This window comes from Acidovorax sp. sif1233 (assembly GCF_019218755.1).
Lineage (GTDB): Bacteria > Pseudomonadota > Gammaproteobacteria > Burkholderiales > Burkholderiaceae_C > Acidovorax.
The window spans coordinates 453982-472522 of sequence record NZ_JAHUWZ010000001.1 but is presented as its reverse complement, the minus strand read 5'-3'; the positions used below and the strand labels follow the sequence as shown (position 1 = coordinate 472522).

13 protein-coding genes are annotated in these 18541 nt (G+C 60.3%); all 13 read right to left on the bottom strand.

The features are described from left to right. Positions 1–37 precede the first annotated feature (37 nt). Positions 38–820 (bottom strand): lipid asymmetry maintenance ABC transporter permease subunit MlaE, encoded by a 783-nt coding sequence (gene mlaE / locus KW843_RS02090; protein WP_218293431.1) that lies wholly within the window; start codon positions 818–820, stop codon positions 38–40. Further along, complete coding sequence (locus KW843_RS02085; protein ID WP_218293430.1) at positions 817–1635, bottom strand: ABC transporter ATP-binding protein; 819 nt, start codon at positions 1633–1635, stop codon at positions 817–819. The genes mlaE and KW843_RS02085 overlap by 4 nt, the downstream gene beginning before the upstream one ends. A gap of 329 nt (positions 1636–1964) precedes the next feature. Continuing rightward, positions 1965–3458, bottom strand: a complete 1494-nt coding sequence (locus KW843_RS02080) for a glutamate synthase subunit beta (protein WP_218293429.1) — start codon at positions 3456–3458, stop codon at positions 1965–1967. 48 nt (positions 3459–3506) lie between these two features. After that, a complete protein-coding gene (locus tag KW843_RS02075; RefSeq protein ID WP_218293428.1) occupies positions 3507–8237 on the bottom strand; it encodes a glutamate synthase-related protein in 4731 nt (1576 codons plus the stop codon). Between the two features lie 181 nt (positions 8238–8418). Next, the gene (locus KW843_RS02070) at positions 8419–9117 is read right to left on the bottom strand and encodes a transposase (protein WP_218293427.1); all 699 of its coding nucleotides are present in this window, start codon (positions 9115–9117) and stop codon (positions 8419–8421) included. An 87-nt stretch (positions 9118–9204) separates the two neighbouring features. Then, the gene (locus KW843_RS02065; protein WP_218294403.1) at positions 9205–10173 is read right to left on the bottom strand and encodes an SAM-dependent methyltransferase; all 969 of its coding nucleotides are present in this window, start codon (positions 10171–10173) and stop codon (positions 9205–9207) included. An 8-nt stretch (positions 10174–10181) separates the two neighbouring features. After that, positions 10182–10808, bottom strand: a complete 627-nt coding sequence (locus tag KW843_RS02060; protein WP_218293426.1) for a DUF1415 domain-containing protein — start codon at positions 10806–10808, stop codon at positions 10182–10184. Positions 10809–10924: 116 nt separating this feature from the next. Next, complete coding sequence (locus KW843_RS02055) at positions 10925–12130, bottom strand: deoxyguanosinetriphosphate triphosphohydrolase (protein WP_218293425.1); 1206 nt, start codon at positions 12128–12130, stop codon at positions 10925–10927. Positions 12131–12184: 54 nt separating this feature from the next. Then, positions 12185–13288 carry a 3-dehydroquinate synthase gene (gene aroB / locus KW843_RS02050; RefSeq protein ID WP_218293424.1) on the bottom strand — a complete coding sequence of 368 codons (1104 nt, stop codon included), beginning with the start codon at positions 13286–13288 and terminating at the stop codon, positions 12185–12187. A gap of 344 nt (positions 13289–13632) precedes the next feature. Continuing rightward, positions 13633–15159 (bottom strand): putative Ig domain-containing protein, encoded by a 1527-nt coding sequence (locus KW843_RS02045; RefSeq protein ID WP_218293423.1) that lies wholly within the window; start codon positions 15157–15159, stop codon positions 13633–13635. A gap of 22 nt (positions 15160–15181) precedes the next feature. Then, on the bottom strand, positions 15182–17326 hold the full coding sequence (pilQ, locus tag KW843_RS02040; RefSeq protein ID WP_218293422.1) for a type IV pilus secretin family protein: 2145 nt from the start codon (positions 17324–17326) through the stop codon (positions 15182–15184). Continuing rightward, complete coding sequence (locus tag KW843_RS02035; RefSeq protein ID WP_218293421.1) at positions 17323–17865, bottom strand: pilus assembly protein PilP; 543 nt, start codon at positions 17863–17865, stop codon at positions 17323–17325. Before KW843_RS02035 ends, pilQ begins: the two co-directional genes overlap by 4 nt. Next, positions 17862–18539, bottom strand: a complete 678-nt coding sequence (locus tag KW843_RS02030; protein WP_218293420.1) for a type 4a pilus biogenesis protein PilO — start codon at positions 18537–18539, stop codon at positions 17862–17864. The genes KW843_RS02035 and KW843_RS02030 overlap by 4 nt, the downstream gene beginning before the upstream one ends. Positions 18540–18541 lie beyond the last annotated feature (2 nt).

The window sequence follows — 18541 nt, the reverse complement described above, 5'->3', positions numbered from 1 at the left end:
TTTGATTTCTCCACTCCGGCGGCTTTTCGGGCCCGCCTCAGATACTGAACATCAGGGCCGTGAGCACGAAGTCCAGCGCCAGCACGGCCAGGGACGCCATGACCACCGTGCGGGTAGTGGCGCGCGCCACGCCTTCGGGCGTGGGCTTGGCGGCATACCCCTGCAGCAGCGCCACGAACGTGACGGTGAAGCCGAAGACCACGCTCTTGATCACGCCGTTGCCCAGATCGCGCCAGACGTCCACGCCGCCCTGCATCTGGCTCCAGAACGCCCCGTGGTCGACGCCGATCATGAGCACGCCCACGATCCACCCGCCGGCCACCCCCACGGCGCTGAACACCGCCGCCAGCAGGGGCATGGTGATCACACCGGCCCAGAACCGCGGCGCGAGGATGCGGCGCACCGGGTCCACGGCCATCATCTCCATGGCGGAAAGCTGCTCGCCCGCGCGCATGAGGCCGATCTCGGCCGTGAGCGAGGTGCCCGCGCGGCCGGCGAACAGCAGGGCCGTCACCACGGGCCCGAGCTCACGCACCAGCGACAGCGCCACCAGCATCCCCAGGGCTTCGGAAGCCCCGTACCGCTGCAGCGTGTAGTAGCCCTGCAGGCCCAGGACAAAACCCACGAACAGGCCCGACACCGCGATGATGGCCAGCGAGTAGTTGCCCAGAAAATGGATCTGGTCGCGCACCAGCGACGGCCGTATGAAGGCCGCGCCCGCCAGCTGCAGCAGCCGCGCGAACAGACGGGCGGCCATGCCGATATCGGACAGTTTCTGGCGCACGGCGAAGCCCACGTCGGACGGCTTGTACCAGCTCATAGCACCCGCCCCCCGAACGGACCGAAGTCCTGCTCCACGGTCGGGCCCGCGTAGTGAAACGGCACGGGCCCGGTCGGCAGCGCGTTCACGAACTGGTGGACCAGCGGGTCGGCGCTCGCCCGCACCTCGTCGGGCGTGCCCTGCGCGGCCACCACGCCCGCGCCCAGAATGATCACATGGTCCGCAAGCCGGAAGGTCTCTTCCAGGTCGTGCGAGACCACGATGCTCGTGAGGCCCAGGGCATCGTTGAGCTGACGGATCAGCTGCGCCGCCGTCCCCAGGGAAATGGGGTCCAGCCCCGCAAACGGCTCGTCATACATCACCAGTTCGGGGTCCAGCGCAATGGCACGCGCCAGCGCCACGCGCCGCGCCATGCCCCCGGAAATCTGGCTGGGCATCAGGTCGCGCGCGCCGCGCAGGCCCACGGCATGGAGCTTCATCAGCACCACGTCCCGGATCAGCGCCTCGGACAGGTCGGTGTGCTCGCGCAGCGGGAACGCCACGTTCTCAAACACGCTCAGATCCGTGAACAGCGCCCCGAACTGGAACAGCATGCCCATGCGGCGGCGCGCTGCATAGAGCTGGCGGGTGTCCATGCGCCCCACGTCGTCGCCATTCAGGAGCACCTGGCCAGCCTGCGCGCGCTGCTGGCCGCCGATCAGGCGCAGCACCGTGGTCTTGCCCCCTCCGGAGGCACCCATCAGCGCCGTCACCTTGCCCCTGGGCACCGCCAATGTCACGTCGCGCAGGATGACGCGGTCACCGTAGGAGAACGTGACATTGCGCAATTCGGCAAGACAGGAAGACTCAGGCATGCAATGGAAGGGGTTCGGAAATCCGGAGAACGGGCGGCCGCGACGCATGGGAACATGCTGCGCTCACACAGCGGCGATGGTAGCTGAAGAAACATACATTCATGTATGTTTGCGTTTCAACACCGCCGCCGGCGGGGCCACGGGAGCTATCCCGCGTGCGGCAACCCCGGATTGACAGGCACCGATTGTGCCAATAAAGGCCGCCATCCGCTGCGCTCTGCTCCAAGGCCCTGACCGACGGGCGTCCTGGCCGCGCCGGTGGCGCTGCCGCTCCCTCGGGCGAAAAAAAACGGCGCCCCAGGGCGCCGTTGTTGCAGTGCGACACTGCCTCAGCGCGGCAGGTCGGAATATCCCATCAGGAACTCATCCACGGCACGGGCGGCCTGGCGGCCTTCACGAATGGCCCACACCACCAGCGACTGGCCCCGGCGGATGTCGCCGGCGGCAAACACCTTGGGCGCGTTGGTCGCGTAGCCGCCATCGAAGTCCGTGGTGGCGCGGGCGTTGCCGCGGGCATCCTTGTCCACGCCAAACGCCTCCAGCACGGCAGCCACGGGGCTCACGAAGCCCATGGCCAGCAGCACGAGGTCCGCCTTGAGGATCTGCTCGGAGCCGGCCACCTCAACCATCTTGCCGTCCTTCCACTCGACGCGCACGGTCTTGAGGCCGGTGACTTTGCCGGACTTTCCGTCTTTCCCGTCGCCGATGAACTCCTTGGTGGAGATCGCGAACTCGCGCTCGCAGCCCTCTTCATGGCTGGAGCTGGTGCGCAGCTTGATCGGCCAGTAGGGCCAGGTCATGGGGCGGTTTTCTTCTTCGGGGGGCTGGGGCATCAGCTCGAACTGCGTGACGCTCGCCGCACCGTGGCGGTTGCTCGTGCCCACGCAGTCGCTGCCGGTGTCGCCGCCACCGATCACGATGACGTGCTTGCCGTCGGCGCGCAGCTGTCCCTTGAGCTTGTCGCCCGCGTTGACCTTGTTCTGCTGGGGCAGGAATTCCATGGCGAAGTGGATGCCGTCCAGATCACGGCCGGGCACGGGCAGGTCGCGCGACTGCTCGGCGCCGCCGGTCAGCAGCACGGCGTCGAACTCCTTGTGGAGCTGCTCGGGCGTGACGGTTTCCTTGGCCCAGTTGGTGACCTTGGAGCCCTTGCCCAGGCCGTCCTTGGGCGCGCCCACGAACACGCTGGTGCGAATGACCACGCCTTCGGCTTCGAGCTGCTTGACGCGGCGGTCGATGTGCGACTTCTCCATCTTGAAGTCCGGGATGCCGTAGCGCAGCAGGCCGCCCACGCGGTCATTCTTCTCGAACAGCGTGACGCTGTGTCCGGCGCGCGCCAGTTGCTGCGCGGCCGCCATGCCGGCTGGGCCCGAGCCCACCACGGCCACTTTCTTGCCGGTCTGGTGCTTGGCAGGACGCGCCTGCACCCAGCCTTCGTCCCAGGCCCGGTCGATGATGGCGTGCTCGATGGACTTGATGCCCACGGCGTCGTCGTTCACGTTGAGCACGCAGGCCGCCTCGCAAGGCGCCGGGCAGATGCGACCGGTGAACTCGGGGAAATTGTTGGTGCTGTGCAGCACCTCGATCGCGCTCTTCCAGTCCTGGTGGTACACCAGGTCGTTGAAGTCCGGAATGATGTTGTTGACCGGACAGCCGTTGTTGCAGAACGGCGTGCCGCAGTCCATGCAGCGCGCGCCCTGCACCTTAGCCTGGCTCTCGTCGAGGCCGATGACGAATTCCTTGTAGTGCTTCAAGCGCTCGGGCACGGGCTTGTAGCCCTCTTCGATGCGCTCGTATTCCATGAAGCCGGTAGTTTTTCCCATGACGATGTCCTTGTCTATGAATGCTGTGCTGGTCTCTGCGGCATCGCCTTACTTGGCGGAGACCGCTTCTTTTTTGGTAGCAGCTACCGCTGGCGTAGCGGACTCCTCCAGCACTTTTCGTTCATAAATTTCAGCCAACGCACGCTTGTACTCGGTCGGGAAGACCTTGACGAACTTGCTGCGCGATGCCGCCCAGTTGTCCAGGAGCTCGCGCGCACGCTTGCTGCCCGTCCAGCGGTTGTGGTCCTCCAGCAGCTTCTTGAGCTGTGCCTCGTCGGTCTGGCCGTTGTGCCAGATGGCGCGGGGCACGCTGGCCTTCTGCTCTTCAGCCGGAAGGATGCGCTCCAGGCTGACCATGGCCATGTTGCAGCGCGTGTCGAACTGGCCGTCCTCGTCATAGACATAGGCCACACCGCCGCTCATGCCCGCGGCGAAGTTGCGGCCCGTCTTGCCCAGCACCACCACCGTGCCGCCGGTCATGTACTCGCAACCGTGGTCGCCCGTGCCTTCGACCACCGCCGTGGCACCCGACAGGCGCACCGCGAAGCGCTCGCCCGCCACGCCGCTGAAGAAGGCTTCACCCGTGGTGGCACCGTACATCACGGTGTTCCCCACGATGGTGTTGCGCACCGCGTCGCCGCGGAAGTCGATGCTGGGGCGCACGATCACGCGGCCGCCCGACAGGCCCTTGCCCGTGTAGTCGTTGGCGTCGCCGATCAGGTACAGCGTGATGCCGCGCGTGAGGAACGCGCCGAACGACTGCCCGCCCGTGCCTTCGAGCTGGATGCGGATGGTGTCGTCCGGCAGGCCCTCGGGGTGCACGCGCGTCACGGCACCAGAGAGCATGGCGCCCACGGAGCGGTTCACGTTGCGCGCCACCTCGATGAACTGCACGCGCTCGCCCTTTTCAATGGCGGGCTTGCTGCGCTCGATGAGCTTGCGGTCCAGCGTGTGCTCGATGTTGTGGTCCTGCACATCCACGTGGAAGCGCGGCACATCGGCGGGCACGTTGGGCTGGGCGAACAGGCGGCCGAAGTCCAGGCCACGTGCCTTCCAGTGTTCCAGTCCCTGGCGCATGTCGAGCAGATCGGTGCGGCCGATCAGGTCGTCGAACTTGCGGATGCCCAGCTGGGCCATGATCTGGCGCACTTCCTCGGCGATGAAGAAGAAGTAGTTGACCACGTGCTCGGGCTTGCCCGAGAACTTGGCGCGCAGCGCGGGGTCCTGCGTGGCCACACCCACCGGGCAGGTGTTCAGGTGGCACTTGCGCATCATGATGCAGCCCTCGACCACCAGGGGTGCCGTGGCGAAACCGAACTCGTCGGCACCGAGCAACGCGCCGATGGCGACGTCGCGGCCAGTCTTCATCTGGCCGTCGGCCTGCACGCGCACGCGGCCGCGCAGGCGGTTGAGCACCAGGGTCTGCTGGGTTTCGGCCAGGCCGATCTCCCAGGGGCCGCCCGCATGCTTGATGGACGACCAGGGCGATGCGCCCGTGCCGCCGTCATGGCCGGCGATCACGAGGTGGTCGCTCTTGCACTTGGTCACACCCGCGGCGATGGTGCCCACGCCGACTTCGGACACCAGCTTGGTGCTGATGCTGGCGTGCGGCGCCACGTTCTTCAGGTCGTGGATAAGCTGGGCCAGATCTTCGATGGAGTAGATGTCATGGTGCGGCGGGGGCGAGATCAGGCCCACGCCGGGCACGCTGTGGCGCAGCTTGCCGATGTAGTTGGAGACCTTGCCGCCCGGCAGCTGGCCGCCTTCGCCGGGCTTGGCGCCCTGAGCCATCTTGATCTGGATCTGGTCGGCCGACGACAGGTATTCGGCCGTGACCCCGAAGCGGCCCGAAGCCACCTGCTTGATGCGGCTGCGCAGGGAGTCGCCATCCTGCAGGGGCAGGTCGACTTCGACGTTCTCGGCGCCGATCACGCTCTTGAGCGTATCGCCCTGCTTGATCGGGATGCCCTTGAGTTCGTTGCGGTAGCGCGCGGCGTCCTCGCCGCCCTCGCCGGTGTTGCTCTTGCCGCCGATGCGGTTCATGGCCACGGCCAGCGTGGCATGCGCCTCGGTGGAGATGGAGCCCAGGGACATGGCGCCCGTGGCGAAGCGCTTGACGATCTCCTTGGCGGGCTCGACCTCGTCCACGGGGATGGCCTTGGCAGGGTCGATCTTGAACTCGAACAGGCCGCGCAGCGTCATGTGGCGCTTGCTCTGGTCGTTGATGATCTGTGCGTATTCCTTGTACGTGTTCCAGTTGTTGGCGCGCGTGCTGTGCTGCAGCTTGGCGATCGCATCGGGGCTCCACATGTGCTCTTCGCCACGGGCGCGCCAGGCATATTCGCCACCGGCGTCCAGCATGGTCTCGAGCACCGGGTCGTCACCGAAGGCGGCCTTGTGCATGCGGATGGCTTCCTCGGCGATCTCGAAGACGCCGATGCCTTCCACGCGGCTGGCGGTGCCGGTGAAGTACTTGCCCACGGTTTCCGTATTCAGGCCGATGGCCTCGAACAGCTGGGCACCGCAGTAGCTCATGTACGTGCTCACGCCCATCTTGGACATGATCTTGGACAGGCCCTTGCCGATGGCCTTGACGTAGTTGTAGATGGCCTTGTCGGCCGACAGGTCGCCCGCGAGGTCCTTGTGCATGTCGGCCAGGGTTTCCATGGCCAGATAGGGGTGCACGGCCTCGGCGCCGTAGCCGCCCAGCACGGCGAAGTGGTGCACTTCGCGCGCGGTGCCGGTCTCGACCACCAGGCCGGCCGTGGTGCGCAGGCCTGCGCCCACCAGGTGCTGGTGGATGGCCGACAGGGCCAGCAGCGCGGGGATGGCCACCTGGGTGGCGCTCACGGCACGGTCGCTGACGATCAGGATGTTGGCGCCGCCCTTGATGGCGTCCACGGCCTGCGCGCACAGCGAGGCGAGCTTGGCTTCCACGCCCTCACGGCCCCAGTCCAGCGGGTAGGTGATGTCGATGGTGGCGCTCTTGAACTTGCCCTGCGTGTACTTCTCGATGTTGCGCAGCTTGGCCATGTCGGCGAAGTCCAGCACGGGCTGGCTCACTTCGAGCCGCATCGGTGGGTTGACCTGGTTGATGTCCAGCAGGTTCGGCTTGGGGCCGATGAAGCTGTTGAGCGACATCACGATGGCCTCGCGGATCGGGTCGATCGGCGGGTTCGTCACCTGCGCGAACAGCTGCTTGAAGTAGTTGTACAGCGGCTTGTTCTTGCCCGAGAGCACGGCCAGCGGGCTGTCGTTGCCCATGGAGCCGATGCCTTCTTCGCCGTTCCTGGCCATGGGGGCCATCAGGAACTTGATGTCTTCCTGCGTGTAGCCGAAGGCCTGCTGGCGGTCGAGCAGCGGCAAGGGTGCGGCCTCAGGGGTGGACGCGGTGTCGGTGCCCACGCTGTCGAGCTTGATGCGCAGGTTCTCGATCCACTGCTTGTAGGGCTTGGTGTTGACGATGTTGGCTTTCAGTTCGTCGTCGTCGATCATGCGGCCCTGTTCCAGGTCGATCAGGAACATCTTGCCGGGCTGAAGGCGCCACTTGCGCACGATCTTGTTCTCGGGGATGGGCAGCACGCCGGATTCCGAGCCCATGATGACCAGGTCGTCATCGGTGATGCAGTAGCGCGAGGGGCGCAGGCCGTTGCGGTCCAGCGTGGCGCCGATCTGGCGGCCGTCGGTGAACACGATGGACGCCGGGCCGTCCCAGGGCTCGAGCATGGCGGCGTGGTATTCATAGAAGGCGCGGCGGCGCTCGTCCATGGTGGTGTGCTGCTCCCAGGGCTCTGGGATCATCATCATCACGGCCTGGCTGATGGGATAGCCGGCCATGGTCAGCAGCTCCAGGCAGTTGTCGAACGTGGCGGTGTCGGACTGGTCAGCGAAGCTGATGGGATAGAGCTTTTGCAGGTCGGCCGCGAGCACGGGCGAGGCCATCACGCCTTCGCGCGCCTTCATCCAGTTGTAGTTGCCCTTGACGGTGTTGATTTCACCGTTGTGCGCCACGTAGCGGTACGGGTGGGCCAGGGGCCACTCGGGGAATGTGTTGGTGGAAAAACGCTGGTGCACCAGGCCCACGGCCGAGATGCAGCGCTCGTCCTGCAGGTCCAGGTAGTAGGTGCCCACCTGGTCGGCCAGCAGCAGGCCCTTGTAGACCACGGTGCGGCTGGACATGCTCGGCACGTAGTACTCTTTGCTGTGCTTGAGCTTCAGCGCCTGGATGTTGGCGCTGGCGGTCTTGCGGATCACGTACAGCTTGCGCTCCAGCGCGTCCTGCACGATCACATCGTTGCCACGGCCGATGAACACCTGGCGCAGGATGGGCTCCTTCTTGCGCACGGTGGGCGACATGGGCATGTCGCGGTTCACCGGCACATCGCGCCAGCCGAGCAGCACCTGGCCTTCGGCCCTGATGGCACGCTCCATCTCCTGCTCGCAAGCCAGGCGCGAGGCATGCTCCTTGGGCAGGAAGATCATGCCCACGCCGTATTCACCGGCGGCGGGCAGCGTGACGCCCAGCTTCGCCATTTCCTCGCGGTACAGCGCGTCGGGAATCTGGATCAGGATGCCGGCACCGTCACCCATGAGCTTGTCGGCACCCACCGCCCCGCGGTGGTCGATGTTCTCCAGGATCTTCAGGGCCTGCGTCACGATGTCGTGGCGCTTTTCACCCTTGATGTGGGCCACGAAGCCGAGCCCGCAGGCGTCGTGTTCGTTACCCGATGAATACAAACCGTGTTGTTGCAGATGCTGGATCTCGGCAGCCGTGGTCATGGCGCACTCCTCATATTTTTCGCAGGGAGTGGAAGATTAGTGCATTGCAACATCTTTTGGCAAGCACATTAATTAGGGTCAGATTCTTAATCAATAGCTACAGATCAGCTCATCATTTTTATTGGGGACACATCATTTTTGGTAGCCATAGACCCGATGCGGCCTTATGCATGGCCACGAATCATTCAGATTTTTTGTGAAGCGCCGGCCGTCCCGCCTGTCCCCGGGTCACCCGACGCGGAGTGTGTTTTTGCAACTCTTGCACAAAGCCGGGGTCGCCCAGCGCCCAGCCGCTGAGCACGGATGACGTCAGCGCGGCCTGCTCTTGCGATCCGATGCCCGCCTGAACCAGTGCGGCGTACGCCGCCTCGCGCGCAAACGGCGTGTTGCCCAGCGCCCAGTACAGGGCATGGGGCGTGAGCAGGCGGTCGTGGCGCAGGCCCAGCCAATGGGCGTGGCTGGACCACACGTAGTCGCAGGCCTGCACCACCTGCCCCGTGCGCACGGGGTTCAGATCGAGGTAGACCATGCACGGAAGCAGGTACCGCTCAGGCTGCAGCACCGTGGAGCGGTAGCGCCCCTCCCACAATGTACCGGTGCGGGCATGGCGACGGTTGAAATACTGCACATAGCACCGCCCCACCGCCTGCATCATCTGCGGCAAGCCATCGACGGTGGTGGGAGTTGCCAGCAGATGGAAGTGGTTGTCCATCAGCACATAGGCATGCACAGCCACCCCGTATTTCTGAGCGTTGTCCGCCAGCAGCAATAGCATGCTCTCGAAGTCTTCGTGGTCGATGAAGATGCTTTGGCGGTTGTTTCCACGCTGGATGACGTGGTGCAGATGACCGGGCAAGGTCAGGCGTGGCAGGCGGGCCATGGATGTCGACGGGAGCAAGGATGGGGGGCGATCATAAATCCGTCCCCGATTATCCCGTCCAGGCGGAGCCCTGCCTGCGGTGCGAGGCTAGTGTGGCACTGCGTCCGCAGCCACTAGCGTATCGCCAGCCTGCGGCTTCAATCCAAAACGCGCCCCCAGCGCCCTGTCGAGCCCGAACTCTTCCAGAATGGCGCGCAGCCGATCCGAGGCGCTGCGCTTTTTCTGGCCTGTGTACCGGGCAATGATGAGCTCGTTCTTCATGCTGTGCTCCCAGCCCACCAACTCCGTCACCGTGACCTGGTAGCCACTGGCCTCCAGGTACAGGCAGCGCAGCACATTGGTGACCTGGCTTCCCAGCTCGCGGGTGTGCAGCGGATGGCGCCAGAGCTCGGCCAGTGGCGTGCGCGCCAGCTGCAGGGCCTTGCCCTGGCGCAGGCAGGCGGCCATTTCGGCCTGGCAGCAAGGCACCAGCACCATGGCCCGGGCGTTTTTCTGCAGGCCGAAGGCGATGGCATCGTCGGTGGCCGTGTCACAGGCATGCAGGGCGGTGACCACGTCGATGTGGGCTGGCAATTCATCTGCGCCAGTGGATTCCGCCACGGACACATTCAGGAACGACATGCGCTGAAAGCCCAGCTTGTGCGCCAGCACACGCGACTTTTCCACGAGCTCGGCGCGCGTCTCCACGCCGTAGATATGGCCACGCCCGAGCGCCTTGAAATACAGGTCATACAGGATGAAGCCCAGGTACGACTTGCCCGCGCCATGGTCTGCGAGCGTGGGCCCCTGGCTGGTGGTGGACAGCTCTGCGAGCAGTGGTTCGATGAAGTTGAACAGGTGGTACACCTGCTTGAGCTTGCGCCGCGAGTCCTGATTGAGGCGCCCATCGCGCGTGAGGATGTGCAGCTCCTTGAGCAATTCCACAGATTGCCCGGGCCGCAGCTCGGACAGTTCCCCGGTCGGGGCAGCCTTGGCCTTAGCGCCAGCACCACTACCCGAGGAGCCCGGCGCCTGGGAATGGGTGCGGGCAGCTTTCTCTTTCGCGGCTTTCGTCATTGCCATGGTCATCGCTCCGTATCTTTTACCGCTGGCGGTGCCGGCAGGGAGACCCCTGGCCCTACGCTCAGGGCGGCCCACCCCGACATGCCTAGTTCTTGCAAAACCTCGATGTTCCGCTCGAAGATCGTTTCCGCCTCGGGGAACACCTCGACAGCGCGGTCGATGCTCTCTTCGCGCAGCAGGTGCAACGTGGGATAGGATGAGCGGTTGGTGCAGTTGGTCACATCGTCCTCCCGCGTACCCGCAAACTGGAACTGCGGGTGAAAGCTGGCGATCTGCAGCGTGCCTTCCATGCCCATTTCTTCCAGCACGGCCTCCGCCTCTTCCAGGAAGTCGTTGAAATCCAGGAAATCATGGAGGCAATGGGGAAGGATCAGCAGCGTGGTGTCTCGCACCTCGGAAGGAGTAGCCGCCAGGGCGGCAAGTTCACTGCGCAGTACCTCCAGAATCGTCGCCAAATCCTCGGTCAGCGCTACCGCGTAGTGAATCTGCCCCTTCACGTGAACGCCCTTTGCAAAGGGGCACAGGTTGAGGCCGATCACCGCCCGCTCGAGCCACTGGACCGTGTCGCGAATGAACAATGCGGCAGGCTCCTCGGAGCCCACCGTAGCCGTGGAAGGGAATGAAGTCATGGGGAGGCGCGCGGAGCGCAATGAAGTGCCTGCGGATTTTACCGGGCGCCATTGCCTCCGGCGACAGCCTCCGCCTGCAACGACACGCCCCACATGCGCACAGCCGCGCGCAGCCCTCAGTCGAGAAGTCGCCGCCCAGTAAGGCGCTCATGTTCGCGCGCCGCAAATCGGTCGGTCATGCCCGCAATGAAATCCGCCACCGCCCGTGCTCTCAACGGGCCCTGGTCTGCCGAGGCCTGCTCCGCGAAAGCTGCCTTCATCTCTTGCGGCGACGCCGTGTAAGCCGCGAACAGGTCGCGAACCACTTCCTGCGCGCGGCCCGTGGTCTCCATCACACGCGGATGGCGGTACAGATTCTTGAAAAGAAACCGCTTGAGAACCTGGGAGCGCTCCCGCATGCCATCACTGAACATCACCAGCGCGGGGGCTTGGCGAACTCCATCGACGCTGGCCGGGCCATGCCGTGCGAGCGCCGTCCTAGTGGTGTCGATCACGTCATAGACCTGCGCGCTGAGCATGCGCCGTATGGCCTCGTACAGCAGGCGCCGCTGGCGTGGCAGCTGGGCGAGGTCCGGATGCTCCGACTCGGCAGCAGCCCGGTACTCGTCGAACAATGGCACATCCTGCAACTGGTCCAGCGTGATCAGCCCCGAGCGCACACCGTCGTCGATATCGTGCGCGTTGTAGGCGATCTCGTCTGCCAGATTGCACAACTGTGCCTCCAGGCTCGGCTGTTCGTGGCGCAAGAACCTCGCACCGACGCCATCGGGCTCTTCGTCTTCCAGCTGCCGGGCGTGCTGCCGGGAACAATGCTTGAGAATCCCTTCCCGCGTTTCGAACGTGAGATTCAGCCCGTCATACTGTGGATAGCGCTCCTCCAGCTTGTCCACCACGCGCAAGCTCTGCAGGTTGTGCTCGAAGCCCCCGTGCTCGGCCATGCAGCCATGCAGTGCGTCCTGGCCGGCATGCCCGAAGGGCGTGTGGCCCAGGTCATGGGCCAACGAGATGGCCTCTACCAAATCCTCATTGATGCGCAGTGAACGTGCTATGGAACGCCCGAGTTGGGCTACTTCCAGCGAGTGGGTCAGGCGAGTACGGAACAGGTCGCCTTCGTGGTTAAGAAAAACCTGCGTCTTATAGACCAGCCGCCGAAACGCTGTGGAGTGAACAATTCGATCCCGATCCCTCTGGTACTCCGTCCGCGTAGGCGCAGCTGCCTCAGGATAGCGCCGCCCACGGCTCACTGCGGGGTCGCAGGCATAGGGGCGGAGATCCGAGTTGCGCCCCCAATTGGGGGCCAGCGCTCCGTCTTTATCGAGCATTTCTAGCTACAAAAAAATAGCAGCAATCGGCATTGCAATTGCATCGCGTTTGTATCACTTGCAGCAGGCATCGATCACGTCACGCACCAGACGGTCGGGCGCGGAACGCAGGGCAGCTCGGCCGGGACCATCGATGACGACAAAACGAATTTCGCCTGCTTCCGATTTCTTGTCCACGCGCATCAGCTCCAGGTAGCGTCCCGCGTTGTCGTTTGAATCAAGCACTGGTCCTTGGGTGGGCAGCCCAGCGCGGGCGATCAGCACCGTGAGTCGCTGCACAAAGGCCGCATCCACAAGACCCAGGCGATGCGACAGCTCAGCTGCCATCACCATACCGGCTCCCACACCTTCACCATGCAACCAAGCGCCATATCCCATTCCGGCTTCGATCGCATGTCCAAAGGTGTGGCCAAAATTCAGAATGGCACGCAAGCCCGATTCACGTTCGTCCTGCCCCACCACCCATGCCTTTATCTCACAACTGCGACGCACGGCGTGGACCAGCGCAGCGCGGTCGCGCGCCAGCAGGGCATCGATATGGGCTTCAAGCCATTCCATGAAAGCCATGTCCGCGATCGGTCCATACTTGATTACTTCCGCCAGACCCGCGCTGAGTTCGCGCGGAGGCAGCGTGTCGAGCACATCCAGATCGCACACCACCAGCTGAGGCTGATAAAACGCGCCGATCATGTTCTTGCCCTGCGGATGGTTGATCGCCGTTTTGCCCCCCACGGATGAATCCACCTGCGCCAGTAACGTGGTCGGCACCTGCACGAATGGCACACCACGCATGTAGCTCGCAGCGGCGAAGCCGGTCATATCACCCACTACACCACCACCGAGCGCAAACAGGACCGTCTTGCGGTCGCAGCCGCGCTCCAGCAGCACATCAAAAATCTTCTGCAGGGTCTGCCAGTCCTTGTGTGCTTCGCCATCCGGCAACCGTACCTCATGAACCTGCGGGTAGCGCTCCGACAGCGCGGCCCTCAGTGCCGCCATGTAGAGCGGGGCGACCGTTGTATTGCTCACAATCAATGCGGCACCGGCGCGCGGCAGGCCATCATAAGTGGTGGCACTACTCAATAGGCCACCGCCAATCGCAATGCGATAGCTGCGGTCACCTAAGTCAATAGCGACTTCTTGGGCAGTAAGGGACATAAAAAAAGGTATTTTTACGACGACGCGATGCTTCGTCGCCAAAGCTATTGTGCATGCTGGAGATGCCGGGGACAAATCAATCCCGGCAAGAGCGTCCACATACGCCCTGTGGCGAGAAAGATTCGCCCCGACGGGTGTGTGTGCGTGCACCAACCATGCTAAGCAAGACCTCCACCTCGCCTGACAAAAACCAATCTGGAGAAGATGCTAGTCAGGAGCCAGAATCACCCGGTCGCTCAAACTCGAGACGAAAAAATCCCCGGACATGCCGGGGATAAAGTCATAGAAATTCTGATTAATTACCTGCCACCCTCCATCTCTCTCAGGGGTGGCGAGCTAGCTACTCAGGGGCACGTGTAATCTTCCGGCACACCACCAGGAGGTATTGGTCCGGTCACAACGTCAATATTGAACGTGCGAGTCACCGACGTCGCCCCCTTCGTCGCCGTGACCAAGAATCGTTGGCTACCGCAATTAGTCACCTTCGGTACGCCATTCAAAACGCCAGCCGTAGGCGATGTTCCTGCAGTCAACCACGCTGGCAAACCGCCAAAGGACCACGTCACACCCGTTGTCGACGAGACGAACGAATAAGTGAAGTTTTTCCCGACAGGCGCAGATCCCAGCGAGCAAACTGCCGTAGAGTTGCAATCGCCGATGGCAAAATCTTCTGGCAGGCCGCCGACCACCTTGAATGTAATCGTGGCAGTTGCAGATATCTTGTTCTTATCAGTGGCAGTGACCGTAACACGGTACTCACGCTCTGCCGCATCCTGGCTTACCGTACCGCTCAGAATACCCGTACTCGCATCCACGGTGAGCCCTGTAGGCAGGCCAGTAGCCGCCCAGGTGAAGGGTGGCAAACCGTTCTTCGCCTCCAAGTATGCCGTGAATGGGATACCCTTAGTAATGGTTCCTAGATCCTTATTATCGATCGTAGGCGCAACTGTACGTGCCGCCATCACTTGAATCGGGAGAATGCCAACCATCGGATCCGAGATGCCGTTGCTTACATTGTTGTCAGCACGATCAGCAGTCATTTCCAGGAAGATCGTGCCGGTTTCCGTACCGCTCAGCAGCGAAAAGAGTGCAACCCCGCCAATCGAAGGCAACTGAAGCACACTGCCACTCTGGCTCCCCGCAACCAAACGGGCGCCTACGGCTGCGTCGGTTCCCGAGAGAATACGAACCTGTACATTCGAACCCGACGTGCTGCCAGTTGGCTGATTCGCATCATCCATGACAAACGCCTGAATGGCCATTTGATTCAGAATACCGTTCGCATTGAACTTGGTTCCCAGAATATCATTGACTTGGGCTGCCAGACGGACGCTGGCAGGCTTGCCCGTTGCACCTCCAACGGAAATCTCCACGCTGGCTGATCTTTGTTGCTTATCAAGAGGGTCTTGAACCGTACACGTAATGCGGGCATTTCCCGCCTGGTCCCCTGCATGGAAATGAAAAGAATTGCCACCAGCGTTTGAGCCTAGCGTAATATTTCGATATGCGCTAGGAACTTTAACCGTCCCACCATTGCCATCATCAACTTCTGTTTCGTGCTCCGATTTACCATCCAGATAATACAGCGCACCGGAATCCAAACCTCCCGCGACATTACATGCAAAAATATCCTCGCCACCAGGTATTGGTAAATTTCCTTTTCGGGCTTCAACGTAAAGAGTTGTTGTGTAGGGTCGGTAAGCACCAAGACCGGGCAGCGCGTCGGCGATATTGATCGGCAACTGTGCCTTGTCCGCACGTAAAGTAATGGTGTAGTGCTCCTGGGTTTCACCCGGGCTTCCACCACCTCCACCACACGCCGACAGCGCAATGGTTGTTGCGATCATGAGAGTTTTGAATCTTTTCTGCATTTTCTTTCCCTATAAATTTGCATCAACGAACCGCAGTACGTTCAGTAATTACCTTGGGCGTAATAAATATGAGCATTTCCTGCTTATTTGCCTGCTTGGTTTTTGTTTTAAATAAATTTCCGACACCTGGGATGTCTCCCAAAAACGGAACTTTGGCCTCTGCATCATCTTCAAAAAGTTCAAAAATCCCGCCAATCACAACCGTTCCGCCATTTTCAACCAATACCTGGGTTTTAATATGTTTGGTATTAATTGCCCGTACATTCTGAAGAATTTCCCCCGGACTGTCTTTGTTAACATCCAGATCAAGAATGATATTTCCTTCAGGGGTTATCTGAGGCAGGACCTCCAACTTCAACACAGCCTTTTTAAAGGCTATGACGGTTCCGCCATTAGGAGCAGTCACTGGATAAGGAAATTCCGTACCCTGCTCTATCGATGCCTTGGTCTGATCTGCAGTCACAACCCGGGGACTGGAGACAATCTTGCCTTTCCCATCAGCTTCCATCGCCGATATTTCAAGGTTCAAGAATCGATTGGCCGCGGAATTGAAAATAGATATTGCAAAACTAGCTGGATCGAATCCACCTTGCGCCTGTGCAGGTAGATTAACAAAGTTACCCAAGGTATTTGCAGTCCCGCCCGCACCAGAGGATGCGACAGCGTTGCTGTAGCTAGTGCCGAAAGCAACACTATTACCACCGCCAAGGTTGTACCCGCCTGTCCCGCCACGATTAGCGCGCAGATCTGTCCCACCCAAGCGAACACCCAGCGAACGCCCAAAAGTATCGGAAGCCTCGACAATTCTTGCCTCAATCATCACTTGCCGAACAGCGACATCCAGAGTCAACAGCAACTGGCGAACTTCCTCTAACTTGCTCGCAGTATCAGTCACAAACAGTTGATTGGTTCTGGGTTCGGCAATTGCACTCCCTCTCTCAGAAAGGAATCTATTTGATGTCCCTCCGGATCCCCCACCGCTACTTGACGCAGTCAATTGGGTGACCATGTCCACCGCCTTGGCATAGTTCATTTGAAATGCCTGAGTCCTTAGCGGTTCCAGCTTTTGAATCGCCAGCGCGGATTCATAGTCCTTTTTTGTCCGATCATCAATTTCATCTTTGGGGGCAATCCACAAAACCGTTCCTGATTTACGCATGCCAAGGCCCTTGGCATCCATGATGATTTGGAGTGCTTGATCCCAGGGCACATCTTTGAGGCGGAGAGTTAGTGAGCCCGAGACGGTGTCCGAGGTAACAATATTGAAATTTGTAAAATCAGCTATCACTTGCAAAAGTGAGCGAACTTCAATGTTCTGGAAGTTAAGCGACAACTTCTCTCCATTGAACCCAGGACCTTGAGTAAGCTTGTTCAGATCCACTTTCTTTTGGCGAATCTCAATTACAAACTGGCTATCACTTTGATATGCACTGTGCTCCCAATCGCCAACGGGATCGATCGTCATCCGCACTCTTTCACCTTGCTGCATGGTCGTAATGGCTTGCACAGGCGTACCAAAATCACCTACATCCAAGCGACGGCGCAGACCTTCCGGCAAAGAAGACTTCAGAAAATCGACGACCAAGCCCTTGCCCTGTTGGCGTATGTCAACCCCAACCTGACTGGATGGAAGCGTCACGATGACCCGTCCGGAGCCATCGCTTCCCCGCCTGAAATCCACGTCTTTTAATGTTTGAATATCATTATTTGCAGGATCCGAAAACGTTAGCGCCTGAGCAGGCTGGGATGCGGAATACGCTGAAGGAGCTGTTGCCAAAGAAATCAACAACGAGTTTCCTTGGATTTCAGCTTGATAGGATGTCGATTGCTTCAAATTAAGAACAACCCGAGACCGATCGCCAGCTTGAACCACATTGACAGATTTTACATTCCCCTGACCGACTTCGATATTGTTTTTTCCGATTGCATTCGATGCACCAGGAAAATCCAAGGCAATGCGCGGAGGCGTTTGAATCGCAAAGCCTGTTGGAATTTCCTTAAGAGGTTCCGCAAAATCAATACGTATGACGTCCACACCGTTTTGCACGCTCCCCGTCACAGAACGGATAACAGTATCTGCAAGAACCTCAAGAGGAGCCAGAATTGCGATTGAGAACCCAATCGCAATTCGGCAGATTTTTACTATGTAAGCTTTCGAGTATTTCATTTTTTGCCCTCTTGCAGATCCAGCGAAACTGCGCGCTCGACCCAGTCACCTGTAGCGTCCTGCACGATCTCTCGCAGTTGAATTGAATTTTCGGTTATTTTTGTTATTTTCCCGTAATTTTGCCCGATATAATTTCCAACTCGTACCTGATAAAGTAATTTGTCAACCTTTAAAAGTGCGGTGGGCATTCCTTTTTTATCCAGGCTACCGACCATGGCCATGACATCCAACGGATAAGCCTCGAGCGGCTCTTTTCGTCTAGCCATCTCTGGCGCGATGAGAGCGGCGTTTGAAGTAGATTGCGTAGACTCCCGGCGTAGCGCCTGCGTCAATTTCACCGCGTTAAAAGGCTCCACGCCCGAATCCATCGAATAGGCCTGAGGAATGAATTGCTTCGGTTCGGTCAACGGAGTAATGCGAGGCTTGGTTGTCGCGCGCAATTCAGACATCCATTGGCGCAACTCTTCGTCGCCCGATGATCCACAGCCGCTCAATAATAAAGAGACGAAAACCAACCCAGTCAGTTTATAAGACGTCATTTTTTATTAGCCTTTATCGCCTGCTTCTGAGCCTGAATTTCTTCGGGATCAAGATACCTGAAAGTACGCGCCGTCGCTTCCATTGTCAGGACTCCGTTTGCATCCTTTGCAACGGGATTTATTGATATATTATTAAGAGTGACAATTCGAGAAAGATGAGCGATATCTGATGCGAACGCCCCCATATCATGGTACTTCCCCGTGACACGCACCTGGATTGGTAACTCGGCATAATACTCCCTTGCGACCACTTGCCCCGGTCGAAACAGGTCGAACTGCAAGCTCCGACCGAGCCCCGCCTGATTGATATCGGACAAGAGCGCCGCCATCTCAGCCTTGCTAGGCAGCTGTTTTTCAAGCTGAATCACGTATTGCTGTACCTGCTCTCTCTGTCGCTTCAACGCCTCCAAGCTCACCGCCTTAATCAATTTAGATTGATAGTCCTGACGAAGAGCTTGCTCCTTCGCCACTTCAGCAGTGAGCTCCACCTCATACTCATTGATTTTTACGAACCATAAGATAGTTGCTACAGCAGCTGCAATAAAGAAGCAAAGCAATACCTTAGGGACTACCGGCCACAACGAAGGATCTTTAGGGTCCAGGTTTCGAAATTGCCTAGAAAGACCGTCCTGCAAAGCAACGAAATCAATATTTGCCTTTGATTTTTTTGCCATAT